The 26,330-nt window shown below is 53.5% G+C and carries 23 protein-coding genes; 12 read left to right on the plus strand and 11 right to left on the minus strand.

The window, feature by feature from the left end; all coding sequences use genetic code 11:
* Positions 1–168 precede the first annotated feature (168 nt).
* From B5F38_RS04500 to B5F38_RS04525, 6 genes are all read left to right on the plus strand, one after another.
* Positions 169–741, plus strand: coding sequence for a sigma-70 family RNA polymerase sigma factor (locus B5F38_RS04500; RefSeq protein ID WP_087408116.1), 573 nt, complete (start codon positions 169–171; stop codon positions 739–741).
* Positions 719–1,879 (plus strand): RyR domain-containing protein, encoded by a 1,161-nt coding sequence (locus tag B5F38_RS14480; protein ID WP_241147803.1) that lies wholly within the window; start codon positions 719–721, stop codon positions 1,877–1,879. The genes B5F38_RS04500 and B5F38_RS14480 overlap by 23 nt, the downstream gene beginning before the upstream one ends.
* A 33-nt stretch (positions 1,880–1,912) precedes the next feature.
* Complete coding sequence (locus B5F38_RS04510) at positions 1,913–2,794, plus strand: M48 family metallopeptidase (protein WP_087408117.1); 882 nt, start codon at positions 1,913–1,915, stop codon at positions 2,792–2,794.
* 19 nt (positions 2,795–2,813) lie between these two features.
* A complete protein-coding gene (locus B5F38_RS04515) occupies positions 2,814–3,071 on the plus strand; it encodes a hypothetical protein (protein ID WP_087408118.1) in 258 nt (85 codons plus the stop codon).
* A 5-nt stretch (positions 3,072–3,076) separates the two neighbouring features.
* Complete coding sequence (locus B5F38_RS04520) at positions 3,077–3,574, plus strand: zinc ribbon domain-containing protein (RefSeq protein WP_206422474.1); 498 nt, start codon at positions 3,077–3,079, stop codon at positions 3,572–3,574.
* A gap of 168 nt (positions 3,575–3,742) precedes the next feature.
* Positions 3,743–4,255: a ferritin-like domain-containing protein gene (locus tag B5F38_RS04525; protein ID WP_087408119.1), complete on the plus strand. Its 513-nt coding sequence runs from the start codon at positions 3,743–3,745 to the stop codon at positions 4,253–4,255.
* Between the two features lie 93 nt (positions 4,256–4,348).
* Here B5F38_RS04525 and B5F38_RS04530 read toward each other — a convergent pair whose 3' ends face one another.
* Positions 4,349–6,268 carry a hypothetical protein gene (locus tag B5F38_RS04530; RefSeq protein WP_206422475.1) on the minus strand — a complete coding sequence of 640 codons (1,920 nt, stop codon included), beginning with the start codon at positions 6,266–6,268 and terminating at the stop codon, positions 4,349–4,351.
* Between the two features lie 311 nt (positions 6,269–6,579).
* On the opposite strand from B5F38_RS04530, the gene B5F38_RS04535 reads away from it, so the two are divergent.
* Together B5F38_RS04535 and B5F38_RS04540 are read left to right on the plus strand one after the other, a co-directional pair.
* Positions 6,580–7,182: a porin family protein gene (locus B5F38_RS04535; protein ID WP_087408120.1), complete on the plus strand. Its 603-nt coding sequence runs from the start codon at positions 6,580–6,582 to the stop codon at positions 7,180–7,182.
* A 222-nt stretch (positions 7,183–7,404) separates the two neighbouring features.
* Positions 7,405–8,670 carry a DUF4143 domain-containing protein gene (locus B5F38_RS04540; RefSeq protein WP_087408121.1) on the plus strand — a complete coding sequence of 422 codons (1,266 nt, stop codon included), beginning with the start codon at positions 7,405–7,407 and terminating at the stop codon, positions 8,668–8,670.
* A gap of 86 nt (positions 8,671–8,756) precedes the next feature.
* On the opposite strand, the gene B5F38_RS04545 is transcribed toward B5F38_RS04540, so the two are convergent.
* Positions 8,757–9,614, minus strand: coding sequence for an enoyl-ACP reductase (locus B5F38_RS04545; RefSeq protein ID WP_087408122.1), 858 nt, complete (start codon positions 9,612–9,614; stop codon positions 8,757–8,759).
* A 310-nt stretch (positions 9,615–9,924) separates the two neighbouring features.
* On the opposite strand from B5F38_RS04545, the gene B5F38_RS04550 reads away from it, so the two are divergent.
* Positions 9,925–10,896 carry an ROK family protein gene (locus B5F38_RS04550; RefSeq protein WP_087408123.1) on the plus strand — a complete coding sequence of 324 codons (972 nt, stop codon included), beginning with the start codon at positions 9,925–9,927 and terminating at the stop codon, positions 10,894–10,896.
* Between the two features lie 83 nt (positions 10,897–10,979).
* Here the strand turns inward: B5F38_RS04550 and gltA are convergent, their stop codons facing one another.
* From gltA to B5F38_RS04575, 5 genes are all read right to left on the minus strand, one after another.
* Positions 10,980–12,458 carry an NADPH-dependent glutamate synthase gene (gltA, locus tag B5F38_RS04555; RefSeq protein ID WP_087408124.1) on the minus strand — a complete coding sequence of 493 codons (1,479 nt, stop codon included), beginning with the start codon at positions 12,456–12,458 and terminating at the stop codon, positions 10,980–10,982.
* Between the two features lie 23 nt (positions 12,459–12,481).
* Positions 12,482–13,273 carry a sulfide/dihydroorotate dehydrogenase-like FAD/NAD-binding protein gene (locus tag B5F38_RS04560; protein ID WP_087408125.1) on the minus strand — a complete coding sequence of 264 codons (792 nt, stop codon included), beginning with the start codon at positions 13,271–13,273 and terminating at the stop codon, positions 12,482–12,484.
* Positions 13,274–13,465: 192 nt separating this feature from the next.
* Positions 13,466–14,626, minus strand: coding sequence for a DUF6359 domain-containing protein (locus tag B5F38_RS04565; RefSeq protein WP_143240904.1), 1,161 nt, complete (start codon positions 14,624–14,626; stop codon positions 13,466–13,468).
* Positions 14,627–14,677: 51 nt separating this feature from the next.
* Complete coding sequence (locus tag B5F38_RS04570) at positions 14,678–15,700, minus strand: DUF5689 domain-containing protein (RefSeq protein ID WP_087408127.1); 1,023 nt, start codon at positions 15,698–15,700, stop codon at positions 14,678–14,680.
* A gap of 24 nt (positions 15,701–15,724) precedes the next feature.
* Positions 15,725–18,715, minus strand: coding sequence for a TonB-dependent receptor (locus B5F38_RS04575; protein WP_241147804.1), 2,991 nt, complete (start codon positions 18,713–18,715; stop codon positions 15,725–15,727).
* A gap of 566 nt (positions 18,716–19,281) precedes the next feature.
* Here B5F38_RS04575 and B5F38_RS04580 point away from each other — a divergent pair.
* On the plus strand, positions 19,282–20,343 hold the full coding sequence (locus tag B5F38_RS04580) for an endonuclease (RefSeq protein ID WP_087408129.1): 1,062 nt from the start codon (positions 19,282–19,284) through the stop codon (positions 20,341–20,343).
* Positions 20,344–20,449: 106 nt separating this feature from the next.
* Here B5F38_RS04580 and B5F38_RS04585 read toward each other — a convergent pair whose 3' ends face one another.
* Positions 20,450–21,331: a T9SS type A sorting domain-containing protein gene (locus B5F38_RS04585; protein ID WP_143240905.1), complete on the minus strand. Its 882-nt coding sequence runs from the start codon at positions 21,329–21,331 to the stop codon at positions 20,450–20,452.
* Positions 21,332–21,516: 185 nt separating this feature from the next.
* On the opposite strand from B5F38_RS04585, the gene B5F38_RS04590 reads away from it, so the two are divergent.
* Entirely contained in the window at positions 21,517–22,434 is a 918-nt protein-coding gene (locus B5F38_RS04590) for a transporter (RefSeq protein ID WP_087408131.1), read from the plus strand.
* 91 nt (positions 22,435–22,525) lie between these two features.
* Here the strand turns inward: B5F38_RS04590 and rmuC are convergent, their stop codons facing one another.
* Both rmuC and B5F38_RS04600 read right to left on the minus strand, forming a co-directional pair.
* Positions 22,526–23,890, minus strand: coding sequence for a DNA recombination protein RmuC (rmuC, locus tag B5F38_RS04595; protein ID WP_087408132.1), 1,365 nt, complete (start codon positions 23,888–23,890; stop codon positions 22,526–22,528).
* 35 nt (positions 23,891–23,925) lie between these two features.
* Entirely contained in the window at positions 23,926–24,741 is an 816-nt protein-coding gene (locus B5F38_RS04600; protein ID WP_158096842.1) for an SGNH/GDSL hydrolase family protein, read from the minus strand.
* 238 nt (positions 24,742–24,979) lie between these two features.
* On the opposite strand from B5F38_RS04600, the gene B5F38_RS04605 reads away from it, so the two are divergent.
* Positions 24,980–25,456, plus strand: coding sequence for a DUF695 domain-containing protein (locus B5F38_RS04605; protein WP_087408134.1), 477 nt, complete (start codon positions 24,980–24,982; stop codon positions 25,454–25,456).
* 109 nt (positions 25,457–25,565) lie between these two features.
* On the opposite strand, the gene B5F38_RS04610 is transcribed toward B5F38_RS04605, so the two are convergent.
* Positions 25,566–26,297 carry a YebC/PmpR family DNA-binding transcriptional regulator gene (locus B5F38_RS04610; protein WP_087408135.1) on the minus strand — a complete coding sequence of 244 codons (732 nt, stop codon included), beginning with the start codon at positions 26,295–26,297 and terminating at the stop codon, positions 25,566–25,568.
* Between the last annotated feature and the right edge of the window lie 33 nt (positions 26,298–26,330).

Raw genomic sequence — 26,330 nt, forward strand, 5'->3', positions numbered from 1 at the left:
GGGCTATCTTTTAGCTGCAAAATATAGGGCGTTGAAATAAAAATCGCTATTTTTGCAAATGTCGAAACACACCTCGACATACAAGGACAAAACAAGAAAGGGATCATATTTCATACCGTGGGACTATAGACCGGGCTATGAAACACAGACAGTTCAAAGCGAACAGAAATGACAGATAACCAACTGATACAATCACTGATTGACCGGGACGAACGCATCACGCAGCAATTCTTTTTTCAGAACTGCCGACCGCTTTTCAAGAAGGTCATAAGCCTGGTATTCTCCTATCCGGTCGATTACGATGAATTTGTCAACGAGTTTTACCTCTACCTCATGGAAAACGAGGCCTGCCGCCTCAAACAGTTCCAGGGCCGGAGCTCCATCTACCAGTGGTTGAAAACCGTGGCCATACGCTACTTTATCCACAAACGCGACTGCCTGATAGATATGGAACCTCAAGAGACTCTGTTAGATAAGACCCCGGTCGACGAAACCGTCGACGAGGAAAAGAGGCTGACGTCGCGACTGGACCTGGAATATCTGCTGGCCCGGATGACCAACAAACGTCAGGTCTACGTCATCAGAGAGCTGGTACTGCACGATGCCGAACCCCGCGAGGTGGCCCTCGCCCTGCAAGTGACGGTAGATAATCTATATAACATCAAGAAACGGGCTATTGAGGCGCTGACTAAAATAGCCATTAACGAAGCAGAAAAGTATGAAAAAAGAAGCGACCGATAACAACTACATATCGTCCGAACTGCTGGCGGCCTATCTGGACGGGAGAGCTACGGCAGCCGAGAATGAACGTGTGCTCAAGGCTCTGGCCGAGGATTCCCGGTTGCGCGAGGTCGTGAAAATAGCACAAGCCGTTGACGAGCCCGAGAGCTTCGAAGCCGACGAAATCGACCTCCTGCCCATGACGGCTCTGGCCGCTTCGTGTGGCGACGAGAACTATTGCTGCCTCGAGTGCGAAACCTATATCCTCAACCGCCACCCAATTGCCTTCGACGAAAAAGAGTTGTTGGCCGACGCCGTGCGCAACAAGTGGCAGAAACCCGACGGCACCCCGCTGCACCACATCGGGCGGCATCTCGAGCGATACGGCCTGTCGGTGACTCGCCGCTACCAGTGCAGCCTGTCGGACATCGTCGCCGCCCTCGACGCCGGGTGCGACGTGATTGCCGCCGTCGACGGAGGCGAACTGCTGGGCCACCCGAGCGACGAACTGGCCGAAGACCTCTTCGTCGGGCAGATACCCGACCACACGGTGGTAATACTGGCCTGCGATACGGCGCAGCACACCATCACACTCCACGACCCCAACAGCTCCCGGCCAAGCGACAGCTACCCGACCGAACAGTTTATGAACGCCTGGGCCGACTCCAAATACTATTTGGTAACCGCAACCAACGACAACAGCATGAACCAATATACACCCCACCCCATCGACCTTACCGATGTAGTGCTGGACGACGATTTGAACGACCTGCGCGAAGCCATCGCCGAGAACGCCCACGAAATCTGGGCCGAGAACCGAAAGTCCGAAGGCTGGACCTACGGTCCGCAGCGCAACGACTCGCTGAAGCAGACCCCCGACATGGTGTCCTACGGGCAACTGCCCGAATCGGAAAAACGGTACGACCGCGAGATGGCCATGCAGACCATCAAGCTGCTGAAAAAGCTGGGCTACGACCTCATCAAACGGGAAGATACCGAGCTCTATCAGGTACTCAAGCGCCGCATACAGGAGTCGAAGCTGGAGTACCGCTGCCCGCAATGCGGCAACACGGTCTACCGCCACCAGCACTTCTGCGACCAGTGCGGCACCCGACTCGACAACATCACGTGGGATAAGGACCAAGAAGACCAAGAGTAATGAATCTCGACGAAAAAACTAAAACAGAATGCCATGATTAAAGCATCAGAATTCATACATCCCGAAGATGCGGCGGCCCTCCGCCAACTGGAGAGCATCCCCGGGTTCCCGGCCCTGGCCAAGAAAATACTGGAACTGGGATACGAAAAACTGCAATACGGGATCAATATGGCGTCGACCATTAGACTGTCCGACAAGCAGTTGCCCGAGCTCTACCGTCACCTGCCCCCGATATGCGAGCGGCTGGGTATCGCCGAACCCGAGTTCTACCTGCAAATGAATCCCAACCCCAACGCCTATACCTCGGGCGACACGCGCATATTTATCGTCGTGACATCGGGGCTCGTAGAGATGATGGACGACGAAGAGCTGGATGCCGTGCTGGCTCACGAATGCGGCCACATACTTTGCCGCCATGTGGTCTACAACATGGTGGCCCAATATGTATCCATGGGGCTCGATGCCCTGGGCATACTGGGCTCCATTGCCAAACCCATTGAATATGCGCTGCTCTACTGGAGCCGCAAGGCCGAACTCTCGTGCGACCGATGCGGCAGCATCATCACCTCGCCCGAAGTGGTAGCCCGCGTCATGGCACGACTCGCCGGGGGCCCGCGCGCCATCACCAACCATCTGGACCTGGAAGAGTGGGCCAAACAGGCCGACCGATACGACGAGATTCGCAACGACGGCCTGTGGAACAAGGCTCTGCAACTATCGGTAATCATGGGGCAAGACCACCCCTTCAGTGCGGTGCGTGTGCGCGAAATACTCCGGTGGGAAAAGAGTGCCCAATACCGTCACCTCATGCAAAACCTGAAGGCCGAAGCGTCGGGGAAACGATGCCCGAAATGCAACAAGCCGGTTTGCCTCGAGTGGGCCTACTGTAAATACTGCGGAACGAAATTAGGATAAACCATCAAATAAAAAGGCTATGTTTTTCAACGAAAAGGGAATACTCAATATCGACGAAATGGTCGCCAACAACGACTCTTTCAAAAGAATCATGGAAGATAACACCGTCGACGAAAACGAAATCAAGGAACAATCGGACAAAGTAGTAGCCATGCTTCACCAAATGGAAAAAGAGTTCAGCGAAGAGCAGCTGCTCAAGGTCAAAGAGCTGTTGGTCGAGACCAGCGTACTCTATGCCATATACAACTATTACTCCATCCAACACCTAAATCAGTAACTACCATGGGAACTTTTTGTACCAAAAAGATATTATACGGTTCTACCGCATTGATTCCAGCCATCGCCAACAGCATCCGGGAAAAGTTTCAGAACGACGGTTACGAGGTGGCCATGGACGCACTCAGCAGCGGAGGCTACGACATCTCCATCACCAAAGGCAACATCTTCAAAGCCGTGCTGGGCATGAAAACCGCACTGAAGGTAACCCTGCTCCCTCAGGACAACAACATCCACTTCGAAGCCGGTGTGGGTATCTGGGGACAACAGGCTATTCCTACCGTCATCTCGATGCTCTTTTTCTGGCCAGTCCTCCTCACCCAAATCTGGGGGATGGTCGAACAGGCCCAACTCGACAACCGGGCCCTGGACATTGCCAACGAAGTGATTGCAGCGCACAGCCACGAGTCCGGTATCGGGAGCGATCAGAAATTCTGCACCTCCTGTGGAGCCCCCAACCCCGGGTCGGCCAATTTCTGTTGCAGCTGCGGCAAACCTTTATAACAAACAGTTGACCCTCCTCGGAAAAAGCGGGCGCTTTGTCAGCCAAGCAGGCTTCGCTTTTCTGCAGGAGGGCAGCTTCCTTTTACCCCCAACGTCTCACGGGGGTGAACCAACCGGCGACACGGGTTGTTATAGGTACAGTTTCTAATCTAAAAAAACAGAAGTCCTATGGCAAAAGAAAGTGTTGCTATCTTGAGTGGAAAAATCGACGTGGTAGAGGTCCTCGCCGAGTTGAATGCCGCCTTGTCGGAAGAGTGGTTGGCCTTTTATCAATATTGGGTAGGAGCCCTGGTCGTGAAGGGCACGATGCGGGGCGACGTGCAACGCGAATTTCAGGCGCATGCCCTGGAAGAGTTTGAACATGCCCGCCTCCTGGCCGACCGTATTGTCGAACTCGAAGGAATGCCGGTTCTCGACCCCAAACAGTGGTTCGAGTTGGCCAAGTGCCCCTACACGGCTCCGACCGATACTGATGTCGTGAAACTGCTGAAACAGAACGTAGCCGGCGAGCGGTGCGCCATCCTGCGCTACCAGTCCATTGCCTCGCTCACCGACGGAAAAGATTTCACCACCTGCGATATGGCCAAGCACATCCTGGCCGAAGAGGAAGACCACGAACAGGAGTTGCAGGACTTCCTCGACGATATTGCCCACATGAAATCGTACGTGTCGAAACAATAATACTCATATTTAGGATAACAAGCAATGCAAAGGCAGCCCCCGGGAAACATCGCGGAAGGCTGCCTTTATCATTCTGTACAGGGAGGCGACGGCTCAACCCTGCGGCGGGTTGGCTGCCGGGATTCCCTGCCCCCCGGCCTGTGCGGCCAGAGCAGCCGCCTGTGCCTGACTGGCCGCCTGTGCCTGCTCGAGCTGACTTTGCCGAATCGACTGCAACAGCTTGTCGGCAAAGGGGAAGGAGCCGTTCTCGAGCAACATCTCGAGCGAAATTTTCCCACCCCGGAACAGCTCCATGAGAAACTCGTTCGAGGCCAAACGCAAGGCCGGAGTCGAGAGGGTCTCGGCAATCGAGAGGTCAAACTCGGTGTTACGCACCTCGGCAGGTGTATAGGTCGAGGCATCTTTCCCGGCACTGCTCCCCGCGATGGTCTGGTAACGGGCATCGGTGTAGAACTGCTGGATGGTCTTCATGATCTTGATGTCGCGATCTTCGCGGAAGGTCTTGAACGACTCGAAGAGGTCGAGCAGGTTGGTCGACGAGTATTGTACCTGCTGCGAGTAGAGCGAAGCCGGTGTGCCCGAGTTCGGAGCCTTTCCCTGCATGGCCCCGTGCACCCCCGAAATATCCTCGAACAGCCGCATCTGCAACGACAGCATCTCATAGGCTCCCACCTGCGTGGCGTTGACCGCAATCTGCTGCGGCATGGGCGACCCGGGCCTGGGGCGGAACAGAATGATGCCGTTGTACTTGGTCCACTCGTCGGCAATATCCTCGATGGTCATGCCGTCGGGTATCTGGTCTTCGGGGAAAAGCAACACCCCCTTGGCACTCGAGCCCATGATGAAGTCGATCATCGTAATGAGGCGGTTGATGTACCGCTGCTGGTCGATGACATCCTCGACAAAGGCATGCACCTCGCCGTCGACCAGCGGGTAGAGCTTGAACACATAGGGGTGCTCGCCATGCCAGTAGGGCGTCTCGCCCTCGTCGAGCAGGTCGCCCAACGGCGAGAAAAACCGGTAACGCCACGTCTGCTCCACCCCCCACTCGGTCTCGATCAGAGGTACCGACTCTTCGGCGATACCGGCCTCGCGCGCCGCCCGCTTGCGGGCCTCGTTCTCCTGCTCGACCACCTTTGCCTCGGTAGCCGGCAAGCTGTAATATTCGCCCGAAGCAAAATCGTGACAGTTCAGCGCCTCGCGGCTCTCGAGCTTCCACACCTCGATTACCCGGCACATCTCGGGCACCGAAGGCATGTAGAAGTCGAGCCGGTCGACACTCCGCGTCGTCAGGTTCTCGAAGTTGTGACGTGCCGTCTCGGTATCGGCCTCGGAGTAGATGTTGCGCAGCTGTACCGCCCGCTCGCGCGACCCGAAAGCAAAGCGCGATATGACCTCGGCAATGGTCATGTCGTGCAGCTCGCCTATGAGCGTGCAATCCCAGTGCCGGCTATCCTCCATCGCGTTGAAGAAGATGCGGTTGGGGTTAATCTCGTCAATCCACACATCGGTCTTTCCCCGACGGTATCCGTAACCGATTTTCTGGAAACAGATACCCGAGATAAGGAACTCCTCGAGGGTGCGGCTGTCGAGCTCCTGCAAACGGTTGTGCTGGTAGGCATACTGCACGGCAGTACTCATCAGCTCGCCCAGACTCTGTTCCTTCCGGTCGCGCGCCACACACACCGGTTGAGTCTGGTTGTTGCGGAACTGCCCCAGCACCGACTTGACCATCTGGCGAATGAGGTTATTCTTCAACGGCACCTTACCCTGCTGGCGGATATACTCCTCCTCGGTCATCACCCGCCCGTCGGGCAGTTTTATCCGGTCGTTCCACTGCCGGCCATAGGTATAGTCCCGGTTTCGTTTTCGTTTGAGCCTGAAGTGATCGATCTCCTCCCAGGCCTTCTGCGCCTGCAACAGCACCGGGTAGTCGGCCCGTTCTATCTCGCCGCTCGGTTTGCGCCGGCCGTTTTTCCCCGCAGGCGGGGCTTTGTACGCATGATTTGCCATATTCGGTCTTGTTTTTAGTTCGCTGCAAAGAAAAGCACGACACGCCCCCCGTTTATGGCATCGTGATACAAAAGGCACTGTTCCACCTGTTTATAAGACATACTTCCGAGATTTCGCACGGTATATCCAAAAAGGGCTGAAAAAATATGACAAAATGTTGCAGGAATCGTTTTTTTAATCTCTATATTTGTTATCGTGTCGATGCGGGCGGCAGAGCTCCCCTCCCCGGGGAGTGCGGTCGTTGTTCTCCCCGCAGCGGGAAATCAAACAAAATACCCTCTGGAGAACCGGGTATAACAAATTAAAAAGCTATGAAAAAAATTTTGCTGGCGGCAATTGCTGCCGTAGTGTGCGTAGGCGGAGCTTTTGCACAACTCTCCATGGGTCCCAAAGTAGGCCTTAACGTAAGCTCAATAACGGGCGACGGTTCCCAATACCGGGCCGGCGTGAATGTAGGCATCTTTGCCAACTACCGCATCAACAGCCTGTTTGCCATCCAACCCGAGTTCCTCTACTCGATGCAGGGCAGTGCCTTCGACGATGTCACCGTCCTCAACCAGACAATCGAGTCGAACTACACCTCGCACTATATCGACATCCCGGTACTTCTGAAAATCTATCCCTGGCAGGGCCTGAACGTACAAGTTGGCCCTCAATTCGGATTCTGTGTCGACGATGAATATAAGCTGAAACTGGGAGGGAAAGAGATTTCGAGCAACGACCTCAAGCAATACGGCTACGACGAGAAGGCCAACGCCTTCGACTTTGCCATCGCCCTGGGCTTGGGCTACGAATTCGATTTCGGCATGACCATCGACGCCCGCTACAACTGGGGCCTCACCAAGATTTACGACGATGACAAGGCCAAGAACAGCGTATTTATGATTTCGCTGGGCTACAAGTTCGATTTCTAATCACTACCCTCAACGATACAGCAAGGGGATATGTTGCAGATAGCAATCTCGACATATCCCCTTGCTCATATCTACGTATGAATCTCTGTCCATAAATAGCCTCTATTATTGCTCATAGAGAATACATTGCTCGTGAAAGCGCTCACGAATATTGAAAATTATGGGAATATACTATTGAAAATTACGGGGATTTTGTAAATTAGTCCCCAAAACTTATTCCTCATGTACTACCAAAGACTCATCGAAAAGGAGATAGAATTAAAATTAAGGACATCGGGGGCCGTAGTTGTAGCAGGTCCCAAGTTCTGCGGTAAGACAACAACTTGCATGCGGTATCAAAAGAGTTTTGTAAAACTAAATACCAGGCAAGCCATCGCCATGGCCCGGATGAATCCCAAAGCCGTCTTAAAAGGAGAGACACCCCGATTGATTGACGAGTGGCAAAAGGCTCCAGATATATGGAACCAGATTAAAGATGACCTGGACTACGACTATCAATTCGGGAAATATATTTTAACCGGCAGCTCTACACCTGCCGATAAAACCGAAGTACACCATAGCGGAGCCGGTCGAATAACTCCGGTGAAAATGAGACCGATGAGCCTATGGGAATCTCAAGAATCAAAGGGAACGGTCTCGCTGTCGGATTTGTTTGAAAAAGGCAGGAATTTCCCCTGGGACCTCAATACCGATTTCACGCTCGACGATGTCGCATTTTTGATTTGCCGCGGCGGTTGGCCCATCTCGGTTTTGGCTGACAAAGAGATAGCCATAGAGATTACCAAGAACTATTACAATGGACTCTTTGTTTTCGAAGACTGCGAAAACGAACGGTTTCGGAACAAGAAACCTGAAGTTCTGAAAATGATTCTGCGAAGTTATGCACGGCACATCTCCACCGAGGCCGCTATCTCTACCATCATTGCCGATGTGCGCCAAAGCAACGAACGCACCATGGATAGCAAGACTTTCGACGATTACATGGAAGCATTGAAAGACCTCTACATCATCGAGGATATTCCCGCCTGGAACCCCAATATTCGCTCAAAGACCTCTATCCGCAGCACTCCAACGCGCCATTTCATCGACACCTCTATTGCATGCAGAGCATTGGGGATAGGGCCCGAGGATTTGAAACGAGACTTGGAAAGCTTCGGACTGTTTTTCGAAGATTTCGCAGTTCGGGATTTGTCGATATATGCCAATGCTTTAGGAGGACAAGTAACCCATTACCGAGACAATGCCGGACTGGAATGCGATGCCGTGATTCATCTCGAAGATGGACGATGGGGGGCCATCGAAATAAAACTCGGAGGCGATACCCTTATCGATGCCGGGGCAAAATCGCTGAAAACGCTACGCAACAAAATCATAGGAAAAAGCGACGAGAAAGCACCTGATTTTCTGTTGGTTCTGACTTCGGTCGGAGGTGCATATCAACGGGAAGACGGCGTTTATGTAGCTCCCATAAATCTGCTGAAGCCCTAATACCCATACCTAATATAAGTAAGAGAGGCCATGTTGGTATCCCCCGACATGGCCTCTCTCCTTATCTAAACCAAATTTACCATACTTTATCCATAGCAGATCTCGCCCTTTTCGTTGCGATACTCGTCGAAGCTCTTGTTGTACTGGGTCATGGCACGCAGGCTCATGCCCATGCTCGAGAAACCGCCGTCGTGATAGAGGTTCTGCATGGTCACCTTGCGGGTGAGGTCCGAGAACATCACGATACAGTAGTCGGCACACTCGTCGGCATCGGCGTTGCCCAGGGGCGACATGCGGTTGGCAAAGTCCATCAGCGACTCCATGCCCTTGACACCGCTACCGGCTGTCGTCATCGTAGGCGACTGCGAGATGGTGTTGATGCGCACGTGCTTCTCCCGACCGTAGATGTAGCCGAAGCTACGGGCAATCGACTCCAGCAGCGCCTTGGCATCGGCCATATCGTTATAGCCGAAGAGCGTACGCTGAGCAGCCACATACGACAGGGCCACAATCGAGCCGTACTCGTTGATGGCATCCATCTTCTTGGCCACCTGTATCATCTTGTGAAACGAGATGGCCGAAATATCCAACGTCTTCGACAGCATGTCGTAGTCCAGATCGTCGTACGGACGTTTCTTTCGCACGTTGGGCGACATGCCTATCGAGTGCAATACAAAATCGATTTTACCTCCCAGCACCTCCATCGAGCGGGCGAAGACCTTCTCCAGATCCTCTACGTTGGTGGCATCGGCCGGAATAATTTCGGCGTTCAGTTTTTCCCCCAAAGCGGTTATCTCGCCCATGCGCACAGCCATGGGTGTGTTCGAGAGCGTAATCACAGCCCCCTCCTCTACCGCTTTCTCGGCGACTTTCCACGCAATAGACATCTCGTTCAATGCGCCGAAGATTACGCCTCTTTTTCCTTTCAATAAATTATAACTCATATATTTTTCGTTTAGGCACAATCCTGCACAGTTTGCACGAATGTGTGCCGTTTTGCGGCTGCAAAGATAAGACTCTTTTTGCAAACGCAAAACAAAACCACTCAATTTTGTTAAGCTCAGATAGCAATTCGGCCAGGCAATGCCGTCAATTTCCCATCGGCAAAGGGTTGCGACTTTCATATTGCCCTACCCCACAGCTCTTAAAAAAATACATTTTTTTTCTAAACCACTTTTCAAACAAAAAAACCAACCGTATCAGAAATTTATGCTTATATTTGTGTCGTGAAATCAACCAAATAATAACTTTTATATACACACAACCATGAGTAAACCATATGTTGTAGGTATCGATATAGGCGGTACCAATACAGTATTCGGGATTGTCGATGCCCGCGGCTCTATCTTGGCCACCGGGTCTATCAAAACTCAGAAATATACCGAGATTAACGACTATGTAAATGCTTTGTACGAAGAGTTGTCACGCCTTTTGGCTCAAGAAAACGTAACCGACCAGATTGCCGGTATCGGTATAGGAGCCCCCAACGGCAACTACTTCACCGGGAATATCGAGTTTGCACCCAACCTGCCCTGGAAAGGTGTAATTCCTCTGGCTCAAATGATGCGCGAGCGATTCAATATCCCCGTAACCATTACCAACGACGCCAACGCCGCCGCTATCGGCGAGATGACCTACGGCGCCGCCCGCGGTGTGAAAGACTTCATCATGATTACCCTCGGAACCGGCGTTGGTAGCGGCATCGTTATCAACGGTCAGATGGTATACGGCCACGACGGATTTGCCGGAGAGCTGGGCCACGTAATCGTACGTCGTGGCAACGGCCGTCTCTGCGGTTGCGGTCGCACCGGCTGTCTCGAGGCTTACGCTTCGGCTACGGGTGTAGCCCGCACGGCTCGCGAATTCCTCGAAATCCGCAACGACGAGTCGTCGCTGAGACAACTGCCCATCCAGGACATCACCTCGAAAGATGTTTACGACGCTGCCGTATCGGGCGACAAACTCTCGCAAGAGATTTTCGAGTACACGGGTAAGATTCTGGGCGAGGCTTTTGCCGATTTCGTAGCCTTCTCGAGTCCCCGTATGATTGTGCTCTTCGGTGGTCTGGCCAAATCGGGCGAACTCATCATGCGTCCTATCCGCGAAGCCATGGAGCGCAACTTGCTTCCCATCTACAAAGGCAAAGTCAAAATCGTTCTTTCCGAACTGAAAGAGAGCGATGCTGCCGTATTGGGTGCCAGCGCACTGGGCTGGGAAGCCAACTAAGAAAACACCTACTGAACCGATAAAGAAACGGGGAGATGCCGACAACGACATCTCCCCGTTTCTCTTTTTATACCGTCAAGGGCTTATGCCCCTTGTTGTTTCTGCAAAGCCTCGTGCATGGCAGCGGCAGCCCTGCGGCCATCGCCCATGGCCAGAATCACGGTAGCCCCGCCCCGCACAATATCGCCTCCGGCATATATATCGGGAATCGACGATTGCAACGTGTCGGCATTGACCACTATCGTACCCTTGGGCGTCACCTCGAGGCCATCGATAGCATTGGGCACCAACGGGTTGGGCGATACACCTACACTTACAATCACCTCGTCGACATCGATCGTCTCGATAGCACCGGGAACAGGTACCGGCGAACGGCGCCCCGACGCATCGGGTTCGCCCAGCTCCATCTTCTGGAGCTTCATCTGGCGCACGCGTCCCCGCTCGTCGCCTATATACTCGATGGGGTTGTGCAGCGTGAGGAACTCTACCCCCTCCTGCTTGGCATGGTGCACCTCTTCCTGACGGGCCGGCATCTCGGCTTCGGAGCGGCGATAGACAATCATCGCCCGGTCGGCACCCAGGCGGCGGGCCGTACGCACCGAGTCCATGGCCGTGTTGCCACCGCCTATCACAGCCACCCGATGCCCCTTGTATACCGGCGTATCGCTCTCGGGGTTGGCAGCATCCATCAGATTCACCCGCGTGAGGTATTCGTTGCTCGACATCACCCCGTTGAGATTCTCGCCGGGGATATTCATGAACCGGGGCAATCCGGCCCCGCTGGCCACCAGGATGCCCTTGAACCCCATCTCGTGCAGGTCGTCATACGAGAGGGTTTTGCCCACGATGCAGTCGGTCACAAACTCCACGCCCATGCGACGCAGACTATCGATCTCGACATCGACGATGCGGTTGGGCAACCGGAACTCGGGGATACCGTATTTCAATACCCCGCCAATCTCGTGCAACGCCTCGAATACTGTCACCCGATAGCCCCGCTTGGCCATATCGCCGGCAAACGACAACCCGCAGGGACCCGAACCAACCACGGCAATCTTGATGCCGTTGTCGGGCTCCATCTCGGGCAGAGCCACCTCGCCCGAGGCCTGCTCATAATCGGCCGCAAAGCGCTCCAGATAACCGATGGCTATCGGCTCCTTCTTCAACTTCTGCAGATAGAAGCACTTCGATTCGCACTGACGCTCCTGGGGGCACACACGGCCGCACACGGCCGGCAGGGCACTCGTCTCTTTCAGCGTGCGGGCCGCCGACAGAAAGTCGCCCCGCTCTATATTCTTAATAAACTTCGGTATATTGATACCCACCGGGCACCCCGTCATGCAGAGGGGCTCCACACAGTCGAGGCAACGGGTAGCCTCCAGCACGGCCTGTTCGGGCGTGAGGCCCCGGTTCACCTCCTCGCGGTTGGTTACACGGTAGGCCGGGTCGAGCTCGGTCATTTTCACCCGCGGAATATCGGTACGCTCCTTGGCTTTCTTGCTTTTGCGGAGGTTCTCCCTCCACTGTTCGGCACGTTGTGCCGCTAACTCTTCTTTATTCATACGCTTAACATCCCTCCTCTCTTTTATTCCACATCTTTATACGACGACAACCGCATGAGCAGCTCGTCGAAATTGACCTGATGGGCATCGAACTCCGGCCCGTCGATGCAGACGAAACGGGTCTTTCCCCCCACCGTGATACGGCAGGCACCGCACATGCCGGTACCGTCGACCATGATGGTATTGAGCGAGGCCACCGTAGGAATATTGTATTTCTGGGTAAGCAGCGAGACAAACTTCATCATCACGGCCGGCCCGATGGTCACACACAGGTCCACCTTCTCGCGCTTGATTACCTCCTCGACACCTTGGGTCACCAAACCCTTCTGACCATACGAACCATCATCGGTCATCACAATCACCTCGTCGGAGTATTTGCGCATCTGCTCCTCGAGAATAATCAACTCTTTGGTACGGGCCGCCAGCACGGTAATCACCCGGTTGCCGGCCGCCTTCATGGCCTCGACGATAGGCAACAGCGGGGCACAGCCCACACCGCCGCCGCAGCACACCACGGTACCGAAGCGCTCGATATGCGTCGCCTTGCCCAACGGGCCTACTACATCGGTAATATAGTCGCCGGGATTGAGGGCACACAGCTTGGCCGACGACTTGCCCACAGCTTGTACCACCAACGTGATGGTGCCGGCCTCGACATCGGCCGAGGCAATGGTGAGCGGTATGCGTTCGCCCTTCTCGCCTACCCGCACAATCACAAAGTGACCGGCCTTGCGGGCCCGGGCAATGAGTGGAGCCTCTACCACCAGTTTTACCACTTTTTCCGAAAAGTGTTCTTTCGCTACAATCTTATTCATGATATATCCTTGTAATCTCTTTTCTAAAGAATCCTACCTCAAAGTTGCTAATTTTTTGGCAAAACTGCTGTATCCCGGGCCAATTTTATTCTGCATTTTCAGATAAAACAACACTCTCCGCACTCGCATAACAAACGAAGGGAGGGCTACCTTACGGCAGCTCTCCCTTCAATAGGTTTTATAAGCAATCGATTATTCGCCCACTTTGTAAGCCGTGATTTCACGAACACCGGGCAGACCGTAGTTGGCTTTCTTCAAACCTTGAACATAGATAGTCATACCGATACGATCGGGGTTTCCTTCCAGTTTAGCCTCGTTTCTCAAAGCCTTGGCAGCATCGGTATCGTTCAGTTTTACCAAGATACATTTCGTACCGTCGGTTTCGGCAGCATCGTCGGCAATAAATACCTGGCTGTAACCCGTGAAGGCAGCAGCACCGGCCCATTCGATGTCACCGGCAGCCTGAGCCTCGGCAAACGATTCGTAGAAAGTCTTCGAGGGGCTGTTCTTGATGCAACCTACGATGTGGCCTTTCACGGCAAAAGTCGAGTTGTCGGCCTGAGTGAGAGCCTCAGCTACACTGATGGCTTTCGACCAGTCTACATCGGGAGTAGGCTCGGGCTCTTCGCCACCACCTTCACCCATAAAGTGCTCAACCTGAGCGCGACCGAAGGCGAAGTCGTCGATGCAGTAAGTCGTCGAATTGCTGTTACCACCTTGTGCTACATAACGGAAACCGATGTAAACGAGGTCACCTTTGCCTTCGAGGCTGATATCACCCGAAGCCACCCAGCCTTTGAAGTTACCGCCGGGGTTGGTCGAAGTAGCCAAAGTTACATTCAGTTTCTCTTTGCTCGAAGCGGTCGATTTGGGCTCGTTCAGTACATATACCTCGAGCGACGAAGTGCTTTGCCAGTAAGCGCCCTCGCTATAGAACGAGAATACTTTGTTGGCAGCATCTTTCACATTCAAGGCAGGCGAGATCATCCACAACTCATAGGTTTTGCCGGCATTCTTGTCGCTGCTGTCGTGAGCCGTAGCCTGGATGTATTTCTCGGTTACACCCGTCGAGTTGTTGGTAAAGGTCTTGCTTTGCCAGGTACGATCGTCGTCGGCAGGCGAAACAATCTCGTGCGTCCACCCCGGGCAGAGCTCGTTGATGGGCGTGTATTGAGCCTCGATGTTGTTGAACTGATAGATGGTATCGGTAATTACGACAGAGGGAGTCGTAGTAGATCCACCACCGTTACCGCCTCCACCCAAGCCGGGGAGTACATCGTCATCGCTGTTCGAACAAGCGGAAAATCCGGCAACCGTCATAGCTGCCATAAAAATCCATGCAAATTTTCTCATTTTTTTCATATTTAAATTATTTGAGGTTATTGTATCATAGTATCATATTGATTATTCGGGAAATTCAAAGCCCTCGAGGTCGGCAAAGGGGTTGTCGAGCGAGCGGATGGTCAACTGCCACGAACCGGCATAGGCTGCATTGTCTTGGAACCAACCTACGATGGCCGTGATGTCGCCGCGGTTGTCCGAGCCGAATACCGGGAGTCGACGGTCGGCAAAGCGGGCATACTCGCTGGTCGAGATGCTTACGCTCGTGGTGTTGCCGCTATCGTCGGCAATCTCGCGCGAGCGGGGGAAACCGATGTTGTACTTCTTGCTGCTGTCGTAGGTAGCCGGTGCAAAGGTGGGGTTCTGACCATATTTGGCCAAAGCCGTCGTCACACCCTGTCCGTCGGTCGGGAAGGGATATACCACGTCGTTCAGTTTCTTGCCGTCCGAATCGTAGCCGGTAAAGTAGGCATTCTTGATTTTTACAATCTTGAAGTAGCCATACTTATCCAGTTCGGTAATCTGTTTCAGGGTCATCTCCTCGATTACGATTTTCGAGGGGTCGGGGTTGCCGATTTTCTGGATATGTTTCATAGCCAGCGTGTAGGGAATACGACCCGGCTCTTCGCGTATCTTGTTGTCGTTGCGGTATCCGCGCACACCCAGTTGGGGAGCACCGGCATAGCGGCCCAATACCAGACCATTGCAGCGGATGGCTACCACCTGACCGATGGGGAGCATGCCCGACAGGCTGCCGGCATCGACCGACACCTTCAGACAGGTGTGGTCGTCCTCGAGGCTCTGAATCACAAAGTATTTATACACGTTGCCGGCACGGTCGTCGGTGATGATGCGGCCGCGTACCACGATGTCGTTGGGCGAATCGATGGTGTCGATTGTAAACAGCCCCTCTTTCGTATCGAAATTCTCGATAAGGTCTTTGATGGTCACCGTCTGAGCCCAAGCCTCGGCGCTGCCCTCGGGCACGGTGGCAATCTCCTCGGGTATGGCATCGAACTCTTTTTCACACGCCGTAAACATCGTCAGGGCGAGCAGTACGGCTCCGATATATTTCAGTTGTTTCATATCTATATCTCTTGTATGGGTTGATTAAAATTTGAAACCTACGTTGAGGAACATGTTGAAGCCCCAGGCGTAATAGTATTTGTTGGGGAACTTGTCGACCGACTGAATATCCTTGGTCACACTCTTGTTGTCGCGGCTTACACGGCCCTGTTGATAACCGCCGGTTATCATGCCGGTGTTGTTGAGGATATTGTTCAGGCTCAAGTTGATGTTGAGCTGTTGCTTGCGGTTGTTGAGGTAGATGAGTTTACCGATCGAGGCATCGAGCATGAACCCGCCTTTGAGTTTCTCTTGCGACCCGATCATCTCTTTCTGGTTGTAGAGCTTCACGATGTCCGAACCGTCGCCTCCCGATACGTTTTGCAACAGTACCGGTTTGCCCGTGTTCTGGTCGAAGCCCCATACCATCGAGGTCTGACCGTTCTTGTCGATACCGATGATGCGGTAGCCGTTGTAGTATTGTTCCAGACCTACCTCGTTGGGATATTTGCCGCCATACATGTTCATGTGGGTGAAACGCGAGGGCGAGAAGTCGAGATAGTTGTTGTCGAAGTACGAGAGAGTCACATCGGCAAACCACATCTTGGGGTGGAAGTAGTCGATGGTGATGCTGGCGGCCAGTTGCGGACCGTTGCTCACATGCAGACCCTCGGTGTATACCCGCTCGGTGTAGTCGGTCGAGGGAGCACGGCCGTCGACAATCACGGGCAACTGCTCGGTGAAGAGGTTCATGCCGTTCTCGGCGCTCATCGTACCCCAGCAGTTGTTGGTGTATTTGTAGCTGGCATAGGTACCGGCAGCCGACACGGTGAAGCTGTTGTTGAGTTTCACGCTCACACCGGCCTCGACACCCATGTGACGTTTGTTCACGCCCGAGAGGGTGTGGTTCACATAGGTACGGAACTCGTCGTGGTAGTAACCCGAGCTCTCCACTCCGTCGCGGAACTCGGTGAAGAATGCCGTTACACGACCTTTTACCACCGACGTATTCAGTTGATAGGTAAGGTCTCCCGAGAAGACTTTCTCCGATTTCAGACCCCGTATCTGCGTATCCTTCACACGGGGAGCCACATAGGCATAACCGGCCAACGGGGCACGCGACTCGGCCAGAGCGTTGAACGACAAACGGTTGTGACCGTCAATCTTGTACACGATACCGGCCTTGATACTGGGATCTACAAAATAGAGCTGTTTGCCGAAACCTTTCGACTGGGCACCGATAACCTCGGCACGACCGTTACGCATCAAACCTTCGCGTTGGAACGAGGTGTAGGACAACCGAGCGGCATAGTAGATGTCGAAGAGCGGTAACTTCCAGTCGTTCTGGGCAAATACCGAAGCCTTGATGACGTGCATGTTGTAGTTGTAACCGAATACGTCGCCCTTGCGCACAGCCTTGTTGGGGTTGTCCACATCGTTTTGTATGATGGTGAGGTTGTCGGTAAAGTCGCGCTCGGCAAACTGGTCGATGTCTATCCACTGGTTACCGCCCAGCAGGTCGTCGACCGTCTTGTAGTGCATGCCCTTGGCATACTTGGCCTCAACGCCGGCAGTAAGTTTCAGCTTGCTGTTCAGCTGGTTGGTATAGAGGAAGTTCAAGGGAATCTCCATCAAGTCGTTGTGACGACGTTCCAAAATGTACTTGGCGCTACCGTTAGGGTTCACCACGTTGTTGGTGTAGTTGGCGCTGTACATGGCATCCCAGTTGATTTGCGTAATGTCGGGATCACCGGCACGCCACAGGTCGGCCAGTTGGTTGGCCAAGTCTTTGTTTACCTCGCCGTAGTAGGCGTTATATACATCGTCGGGACCGTTTACACCCAACTGATAGTATTGCCAGCTGGGCAGGTTGCGGTAGTAGTCGGGACGGGGGTCGGGCGCATTGTAGAACGAAATGGCCGAGTTGCTGTACATACTGTAGTGGAAACCCAAGCCGGCAGCCAGGTTGCTGCGGTCGTCGATTTTCCAATCCCAGTTGAAGATAGCGGTGGGGTCGTAGCTGTGTACGATACGCGAGTTGCGTTTCTCGCCGTTCTGATAGCCCCAGTAGGGGTTGTAATAGATACCGCGGTAGTCATAGACCTCTTGCGATACGGCAGCCGATTGAGCCCGTTTGGTAGGAGCACCGAAGGTTGTAAAGGCAAACCGATGATTGTCGAGCACCTTTTCGGCAGCAAGGAAGTAACCGAACGAGTTGTAGAACGTACCCTCGGTGCGACCCTCGTCGGCCCAGCGGTAAACGACCGACCCGGTGAAGGCCCAGCCGTTATCCATGATACCGGTCGAGTGGATGGCCTGTCCGCGCAGTTTGTAAGCACGGTTGGTATAGGCGGCGTTCACGTTGGTACCGGCGGCATAGCTGGTGGCGCGGGTGTTGATGTTGGTCGTTCCACCCAGCGAACCGAAGGCATAGCCCGGCATCTCGAGACCGTTCACAGCATCCTTGTTGCGCATGGCGTTGTTCAAGCCACCCAGACTCGAGTAGTTGAAACGACCACGCTCCAGGTCGTTGAAATTAACCCCGTTGATATAGGTCGACGACTCCCGTTGCTCGTAACCGCGCACATTGAAGCGCATGGGGCTGTAGGAGTAGCTGGCAGCCTGCAGATAGACATCGTCGGCTGCACCCGACAGATACGAAGCCGATTGGGAAGCAGCGCTGCCCTCTTCGTCGAACATCGACTCGTCGAGTTCAAAGATATTATCCTCGAGGGCCTGTTGGTTGAGCGACTCGTCGGCACGCTTTTCGTCGAGCGTCATGTTCAGGGTATTGTCTCCCTGCTCCACTACATAATCGACCGAATGAACCTTGTAGTCCGCAGCTGTAAAGACAACCGAAACGGCTCCTTCACGCACTCGCTTCAACTCATATTTACCATCCAGATCTGTAATTGCCGACGATTTCCGTATCGTCACTTTCACATTCGCAATAGGTTTGTTTGTTTCATAGTCAACGACAACGCCTCTCACCGTCGCGGCCTGCACCAGGGCAGGTACCAGAAGAAGCAATGCCATCAATAACCATTGTTTACGATTCATTACATCAAAAGGTTTAATTATATATTGTGTTATCTGTGTTTACACCCTTCATTTATCGTCCCTTTCCACCTCAAAAAATGGGAGAGGAAAGGAATTTGCAAATTAAAAGATTATTTTTCATTATACAAACATCTACGAAAGGAATATTTTATTACAATCGTGTTAAATTGTAATCCCTTAGCCCCCTCGTTTTGTGTACAAATGGAAAGCTCGAAGGCCAAATCGATTAAATTTCAAACCCTTAATCTATCACTCTGCCAGAAACCTGCAACTCTATGCACAAAACGGAATCTTATGCATTCTCTTCGGCTCACAGTTTGTTACGTTTTGCCCCGGCACCTTTAGTCGAACCTATAACAATTTATATTTCAAATATTTAAAAATCACGCACAACAGATTTCCGCCTCCCGGTATCCTGGTTTCTTCTCATTTGTAGCAGAGATTTATCCCCAAAAATTTCGCATATTTCCCAAATTGAACTATCTTGCAGCCCATTTAATCCAAAATTGAAAATTTCAAAAACAAAAAATTTCACACACGCTATGAAAAAAATAGGACTGTTGCTACTTGCCGTATTGTTATTGGGCTCGACTGTTTCACAAGCTCAAACGCCAAAGAAACACTTTGCCATATACGCCGTAGCCTTCTACAACCTCGAAAACCTGTTCGACACCATCAACGACCCCGCCACAAACGACGAGGAGTTTACCCCTTCGGGCTCTTACCGCTGGGGCGGATTGAAATACCGCAACAAACTGAACAACCTCGCTTTTGCCATCAGCAACTTTGCCACCGACAACACCAGCCCCTTCAAGCTGAAAAACGGCCCGGCCGTAATCGGTGTTTCCGAAGTGGAGAATCAACAGGTGCTCGAAGACCTCATCCACACCGGCAAGCTGGCTCAACGCAACTATGGTATCGTGCACTACGATTCGCCCGATGCCCGGGGTATCGACGTGGGCCTCATCTACGACAAAGACCAGTTTACGGTCGAGTCGAGCAGCAGTGCCCGACTCCACTCCCAAGAGTTCCCCAACCTCCTCACCCGCGACCAACTGGTGGTATCGGGCCGCTTGGCCGGTGAGCGCGTGCACTTCATCGTAAACCACTGGCCCTCGCGCCTGGGCGGTGAAAAACAGTCGAGCCCCAAACGCGAGGCCGCTGCCGCTCTCACCAAACATCTGGCCGACTCGCTGCTGGCTGCCGACCCCGATTCGAAGGTCATCATCATGGGCGACCTCAACGACGACCCCACCAACAACAGCTGCAAGGTGGTACTGGGCGCCAAGAAGAAACAACAGGAGGTGAAACCCGGCGGATTCTTCAACACCATGTGGGAGATGTACGACCGCGGTATCGGCACACTGGCCTACAACGGTGCCTGGAACCTCTTTGACCAGATTATCATCTCGTCCAATCTGGTAGGGAAAGACCGCTCGACCCTGAAGTATATCCGCTCCGAGGTCTTCAACCGCGACTTCCTCAAACAGAAAGAGGGCAAATACAAAGGGTATCCTCTGCGCACCCACGCCGCCGGTGCCTACCTGAACGGTTACAGCGACCACTTCCCCACCCTCATCTACCTGGCCAAAGAGGTAGAATAATTTCTCCCGACTCTCCTATATAATATATAGTATGTAGTATGAATACACGAAGAGCCGCAGCGACGCTGCGGCTCTTCGTGCTTTTACCGTCATACCGGGTCTGCTGTCACAACGCCACGCGACGAGCTACCCGTCGGCCGTGCGACGAAAGGGCCACGATATAGATGCCCGAGGGATAGTCGCTCACCGGTATCGACACCTGCGTCTCGCCCGAGAGATAGGCGCACCAGAGCACACGTCCCGAAAGGTCGAGCAACTCGACCACCTCGAACTCGCCCTCGGCACAGGTAATCTCGAGCCGGTCGCCCTGGCGGGCCATGCGCCAACTATCGTTATCGATTTCGTCCACTCCGCTGTAACAGGGGTCGTTGGCAGCATCGGCCGTGGCATACTCTACCGTACCGTCGGGAGCCTGGGCATAGACCAGCCGGTCGTGCGTGTCGAAACCACTCGTTTCGCCCGAGCAACCCGGTCGCAACCAGTCGCCCTCTTCCACACCCAGCCCCTCGATCCACAGCACCGAGCCATCGGCCCAAAAGCGTTGCCGCAAGGTATTGCCCACCTCGATGGTATCAATCCGGCTGATGGTAGAGTTTACCTGGGTTTGGGTCATCCAGTCGAAGTGAGCCACCGCCTCGCCCACCTTGACCCCGAAGTCGTAAATCAGAAACTCGTGGCTATACAGATTCTCGACCGGCATCAGCTCCTGGTTAAAAGTGATGTAAACCTTCTTGTCGGCCTCGCGCACAAAGGCCAGGTTCTCGTCGGCCGTAGGTTCACAGCCCTGGAAGGTATAAAACCGCTTGTACGACTCGCCGTTCACCACGGTGTCGCCCTGAATGAGATTGCGGTAATAGCTCTTGCCAAAGAGTTCTTGAGAATAGCCCCACTCGGCACCGTCGCGTACCAGGGGCACATAGGCATACTCGGCCGACTGCGCCAGCCCCATCGAGCCCCACACGAGGGCCCACCACATGATTTTTCGCATAACTACACTATATTTTAGATTGGGTCTAATGTACCGTTGGGGTAAATTTACACCATATTCACAAGAATACCTACCCCATGCCCCCTTTTTATCAATCTGGCTTTAAACTCTTTTCAAACAAAAACATTGCGTTTATCGCCGGTTTGGCATTACTTTGCAAAAATTTCCCAAAAGAGGTATTGTCCATGTCACCCAAAGCCAAGACTTATATGCTGCCCACGGCCATGATTGCCGGGAGTGTAGCCGGCTATCTGTTCCCCCGGGCCATTGCCTACTGGGCCACCCTGCTGGCACCCTGCCTCATCTTTGCCATGCTGCTGGTCACCTATTGCAAAATCTCCATCAAAGAGCTGAGCATCAAACCCCTGCACTGGGGGCTACTCTCCATACAGATTATCGGCGGGCTTATAGTCTTCGGAGCTCTCTACTTCTGGGACCCCATCATTGCCGAAGGTACCTTCATCTGCCTCTTCTGCCCTACGGCGACGGCGGCCCCCGTCATCACCGGCATGCTGGGCGGCAGCGTATCCACGCTGGTCTCCTACAGTCTGGTCAGCAACCTGGCCGTGGCATTGCTCTCGCCTCTCATCTTTGCCTTCATGGGTGTACATGCCGACATCTCGTTTGTCGACTCCTTCCTCATCATCTGCAGCAAGGTACTGCCGCTGCTCATCTTGCCTCTGGTCATCGCCCTCGTACTGCAACGATTCTTCCCCCGCATACACAACGAGTTGAAGAACCGGCAGGCCCTCTCGTTCTACATGTGGGCCGTATCGCTTTTCCTCGTAGTGGGCAAAGCGGTCACCTTTATCATCGAACAAGGTTGGGAATCGGTACCTTTCGAAATTGCCATCGCGCTGCTTTCGCTCGTGGCCTGTGTAGGGCAGTTCTATCTGGGTCGTAAAATCGGCGGGAAATATGGCGACAAAATATCGGGAGCCCAGGGTCTGGGTCAGAAGAATACGGTGCTGGCCATCTGGATGGCTCTGACTTACCTCTCGCCCATCACCTCGATAGGTCCAGCCTCGTACATCATCTGGCAAAACAGCATCAACAGCTACCAGCTCTACCTGAAAGAGAAACGCGCAGCGGCCCACCGATAACCGTCACTCCCGGTTACCACCCCGCCACGATTCCAATCGAATCACAAATGATTATTATCCCCCTCAAACAGGGGGTGGTCGCAAGCCACCGCTAATCGGCCGACTCGTCGTCGCCGGTCGTGGCCGGCAGGTTCTTCTTGGCCTTCACGCCCATGCCCTTGAGTTTCTCCACACGGCCTATCAGGTTGCCCGTACCGTTCTTCAACTTCTTCATCGCCTCGCCATAGGTGGTGTTGGCCGCCCCCAACGCCTTGCCAATCTTCTCCATGTCGTCGATGAAGCCCACAAACTTGTCGTACAGTTTGCCCGCCTCCTCGGCTATATCGATGGCGTGACGCGTCTGCTTGTCGCGCTGCCACAAGTCGGCCACCAGCTTCAAAGCCGCAATCAGGTTGGTCGGGCTCAACAGCAATACCCGCCGGTCATAGGCATACTGCCACAACGAATGGTCGGCCTGCATGGCAGCCAGGTAGGCTGCCTCGTTGGGCACGAACATCATCACATGATCGCCCTTGCCCACGTAGTCCTGATAACTCTTGTTCGACAGTTCGTCGATATGTTTCTTGACCGAAGCCAGATGCTGCTTCAGCGCGGCGGCAGCCTCTTCGGGCGTCTCGGCATTCACATAATTGACATAGGCCGTGAGCGACACCTTCGAGTCGATGACCATCTGGCGGTTGTCGCCGCCGGGGTAACGGATAATTACGTCGGGGCGCATCTTGCGGCCCTCGGCACTCTGTATCGTGTGACCCTCGTCGTCGCGCAACGTCTCCTGAATGAAATACTCGCGGTCCTTCTCCAACCCCGACTTTTCGAGAATACTCTCCAATATCATCTCGCCCCAGTCGCCCTGAATCTTCGAGTCGCCCCGCAACGCCTGGGTCAGTTGCTTGGCCTCTACACCTATGGTCTCGCTACGCTGCACCAGCTCCTTGATCTGCTCCTTCAAAGAAAACCGCTCGCGAGCCTCGCTGCTGTAGGTCTCCTCGACCGTCTTCTTGAAACCCTCGAGCCGCTCCTTCAGCGGGTTGAGCACCTCGGCCAACCGCTCCCGGTTCAACTCCGAGAAGCTCTTCGATTTCTCCTGCAATATCTCGTTGGCCAGCACCTTGAACTCGTTGCTCATCTCCTGGCGCACCCGCTGTACCTCCTGCTTCTGCACCTCCATATTCTCGACGAGCACCTGGTTGCGTGCCTGCAAGTCGCCCTTCTCGCGATTCAGTTGCTCCCGCTCCCGACTGGCCACGTCGAGCTGCGTCTGCATCTCGGCCAACCGAGCCGTGCAACTGTTCACCTGCGCCTCGAGCACACCGTTGCGCACCCTCAACTCCTCCGCTTCGCGGGCTCTCTCACTCAAAGTCTCCTGCCAACCCTTGCGGCGCGAATTGTACAGGAACCAAAACGCCGCGGCCGCTACAACCAACGTCGCCAATATACCAATCAATACAGCCATCATCGTTATATCCAATAATTATTACAATCCATTTATTCTCAATCCATCTTCAGCACCTCGATAAACCGCCGGGCTATCTGCTCAAAGCCCCTGTCTCCGGGGTGAGAAGCGACACCCTCATCGGTTGTTATCGTCTCGTATCCCTGCCAGGTCAGGGTCTTTGCTTCGACATTATCGCTATATCCCGTCACCTGCACGGTTGCCTGGTACGCTCGCCCGCCAATCGTGAAATCGATTTGCAGACGATTGTCCGGCAGCACGGCATAACGGGTATATTTCAAAGTCTGAGACGTCGGCTCCGTACGGGTCACGACAGTCCCTATCGAGCTGCTGTTGGCAGCAGAGCGAATATCGTTTATCGTAATAAGCGCCACATCGTGAGGCCGACAGGCATCCTTTATCGCCGTCGTAACCTGATTCGAAGCGTACCAGCCATACATCCACACGATACGGGCCCGAGGTGCTCCGCTTCTTATGGTCCTGACAAGCGCTCTGGCCCCTTGCACAAAAGCAGCTCGCTTGCTCTGTGTGTTTACATTCTCGCCAATCTGCACGACCACCAGATCCAAATCGTCGCTCAACCGGGGCTGCAACATGTTTTCCAACCAGGCCCTCTGCTGCTTCTCATTCTCGCAAGCCTCAAACCCCGTCCCCGACAACCGTATGTCGGTATACGCCGGATTCTTTTCCAGAAACCGCTTCTGCAGGATAGCGTGATAATCGCAATCCTCACAAGTCGCATTCATGCCAAAAGTACCATTACCCAACAGCAAAGAATTCCCAATAAACAGAGCCTTATCGGGAACTTCCAACTTACCTGTCGCCTTCTCTTCCCAAACGGTATCGCACGACATCGTTATAAAGAGCAAAAGAGTAAGACATAAACAACGCAAGAGACGGTTCATGGGACTACACGATACAACGATACACAATTATTTGACAAAGATATTAAATGACACGAACAGAGACAAACGAAAAAAATCATTCCCCCGCAAATATTCTCGCACTTCTCCCCCACAAACCGACAATAAATTTCTCCATTCTCACTTTTATAATTACATTTGTAACCATAACCGACAAAAATTCCAGCGTATGAAATTAGGAGATGTATGGTTCTCGGCCCTTACCGAAGCCGAAAACAACGACCACATGATTATCGTTTCGGGCCGTACCGAAATCGAGCCGTTCATTCAATCGGGCAAGTTCAAGGAGCGGGTCGAAATCACCTGGAAATACGAGCCCGACAGCAAAGGCATGCCCACCGAAAAGACCAGCGAACTCATGGAGGAGGCCCAAACCGCTCTGAAACGGGCCATGGAGAAGGACAAACTGGCTATCTTCACCGGCATCTATACGGGCGACGGCGAGCGTACCTGGGTGTTCTACACCCGCAACATCCCCGCTTTCGGCCGCACCCTCAACGAAGCTCTCGCCCCCTTCGAGACCCTGCCTATCACCATCTATACCGAGAAAGATCCCGAGTGGAACGAATACCGCGAGATGTGTGAGTTGAAGGGACAGGACGACGACTGCGAAATCGACGAATACGACGACAGCCCCGAGGAGTAACCACCTCCAGCCCCGGCTGCCTCATCCCGGATAAGACAAAAGGGAGAACTCGACACCATCGTGCGGGCTCTCCCTTTTTGTTTATCGGTTTACGACTCTTGTACAGATTTTACTCTTCCTCGTCGTCCTCTTCCTTCATGTTGTGGAATACGTTCTGCACATCCTCATCCTCTTCGAAACGCTCGATAAGCTTCTCGATCGAGGCACGTTGTTCGGGAGTCACCTCCTTCACGTCGTTGGGAATACGCTCAAATTCGGCGCTGATAATCTCATAGCCGGCCTCCTCGAGGTGGTGCTGGATGTTGTTGTTCTCCGAGAACTCGCCGTAGAGTACGATTTCCTCGTCGTCGGCCTCCAGCTCGTCTACGCCGTAGTCGATCATTTCGAGTTCGAGGTCTTCGAGCGACACACCCTCTTTGGGTTTGATGTGGAACACACACTTGTGGTCAAAGAGGAACGAAAGGCTACCCGTCGTGCCCAGCGAACCGCCGGCCTTGTTGAAGTAGCTGCGCACGTTGGCTACGGTACGGGTGGTATTGTCGGTAGCGGTTTCTACAACGATGGCGATACCGAAAGGCCCGTATCCTTCGTAAACGACCTCTTTATAATCACCGGCATCTTTCGACGATGCTTTCTTGATAGCCCGTTCTACATTCTCTTTGGGCATGTTGGCGGCTTTGGCATTCTGCATCAGCACGCGCAGACGGGGGTTGGCATCGGGATCGGGACCGCCGGCTTTTACGGCAATAGAGATTTCCTTACCAATCTTCGTGAACGTACGGGCCATGTTGCCCCAACGCTTCAATTTTCTGGCTTTACGATATTCAAAAGCTCTTCCCATAGGATAATTTTATCTTTTACTTTTATTTTTTGT

Origin of the sequence: Barnesiella sp. An22, from assembly GCF_002159975.1 — a bacterium.
Classification (GTDB): Bacteria; Bacteroidota; Bacteroidia; order Bacteroidales; family Barnesiellaceae; genus Barnesiella; species Barnesiella merdigallinarum.

What these genes read in the sequence shown, in the direction of transcription:
- B5F38_RS04500 (WP_087408116.1), top strand. Translation starts at nt 169, where the DNA reads ATGACAGATAACCAACTGATACAATCACTGATTGACCGGGACGAACGC.
- B5F38_RS14480 (WP_241147803.1), top strand. Translation starts at nt 719, where the DNA reads ATGAAAAAAGAAGCGACCGATAACAACTACATATCGTCCGAACTGCTG.
- B5F38_RS04510 (WP_087408117.1), top strand. Translation starts at nt 1,913, where the DNA reads ATGATTAAAGCATCAGAATTCATACATCCCGAAGATGCGGCGGCCCTC.
- B5F38_RS04515 (WP_087408118.1), top strand. Translation starts at nt 2,814, where the DNA reads ATGTTTTTCAACGAAAAGGGAATACTCAATATCGACGAAATGGTCGCC.
- B5F38_RS04520 (WP_206422474.1), top strand. Translation starts at nt 3,077, where the DNA reads ATGGGAACTTTTTGTACCAAAAAGATATTATACGGTTCTACCGCATTG.
- B5F38_RS04525 (WP_087408119.1), top strand. Translation starts at nt 3,743, where the DNA reads ATGGCAAAAGAAAGTGTTGCTATCTTGAGTGGAAAAATCGACGTGGTA.
- B5F38_RS04530 (WP_206422475.1), bottom strand. Translation starts at nt 6,268, where the DNA reads ATGGCAAATCATGCGTACAAAGCCCCGCCTGCGGGGAAAAACGGCCGG.
- B5F38_RS04535 (WP_087408120.1), top strand. Translation starts at nt 6,580, where the DNA reads ATGAAAAAAATTTTGCTGGCGGCAATTGCTGCCGTAGTGTGCGTAGGC.
- B5F38_RS04540 (WP_087408121.1), top strand. Translation starts at nt 7,405, where the DNA reads ATGTACTACCAAAGACTCATCGAAAAGGAGATAGAATTAAAATTAAGG.
- B5F38_RS04545 (WP_087408122.1), bottom strand. Translation starts at nt 9,614, where the DNA reads ATGAGTTATAATTTATTGAAAGGAAAAAGAGGCGTAATCTTCGGCGCA.
- gltA (WP_087408124.1), bottom strand. Translation starts at nt 12,458, where the DNA reads ATGAATAAAGAAGAGTTAGCGGCACAACGTGCCGAACAGTGGAGGGAG.
- B5F38_RS04560 (WP_087408125.1), bottom strand. Translation starts at nt 13,273, where the DNA reads ATGAATAAGATTGTAGCGAAAGAACACTTTTCGGAAAAAGTGGTAAAA.
- B5F38_RS04565 (WP_143240904.1), bottom strand. Translation starts at nt 14,626, where the DNA reads ATGAGAAAATTTGCATGGATTTTTATGGCAGCTATGACGGTTGCCGGA.
- B5F38_RS04570 (WP_087408127.1), bottom strand. Translation starts at nt 15,700, where the DNA reads ATGAAACAACTGAAATATATCGGAGCCGTACTGCTCGCCCTGACGATG.
- B5F38_RS04575 (WP_241147804.1), bottom strand. Translation starts at nt 18,715, where the DNA reads ATGGCATTGCTTCTTCTGGTACCTGCCCTGGTGCAGGCCGCGACGGTG.
- B5F38_RS04580 (WP_087408129.1), top strand. Translation starts at nt 19,282, where the DNA reads ATGAAAAAAATAGGACTGTTGCTACTTGCCGTATTGTTATTGGGCTCG.
- B5F38_RS04585 (WP_143240905.1), bottom strand. Translation starts at nt 21,331, where the DNA reads ATGCGAAAAATCATGTGGTGGGCCCTCGTGTGGGGCTCGATGGGGCTG.
- B5F38_RS04590 (WP_087408131.1), top strand. Translation starts at nt 21,517, where the DNA reads ATGTCACCCAAAGCCAAGACTTATATGCTGCCCACGGCCATGATTGCC.
- rmuC (WP_087408132.1), bottom strand. Translation starts at nt 23,890, where the DNA reads ATGATGGCTGTATTGATTGGTATATTGGCGACGTTGGTTGTAGCGGCC.
- B5F38_RS04600 (WP_158096842.1), bottom strand. Translation starts at nt 24,741, where the DNA reads ATGTCGTGCGATACCGTTTGGGAAGAGAAGGCGACAGGTAAGTTGGAA.
- B5F38_RS04605 (WP_087408134.1), top strand. Translation starts at nt 24,980, where the DNA reads ATGAAATTAGGAGATGTATGGTTCTCGGCCCTTACCGAAGCCGAAAAC.
- B5F38_RS04610 (WP_087408135.1), bottom strand. Translation starts at nt 26,297, where the DNA reads ATGGGAAGAGCTTTTGAATATCGTAAAGCCAGAAAATTGAAGCGTTGG.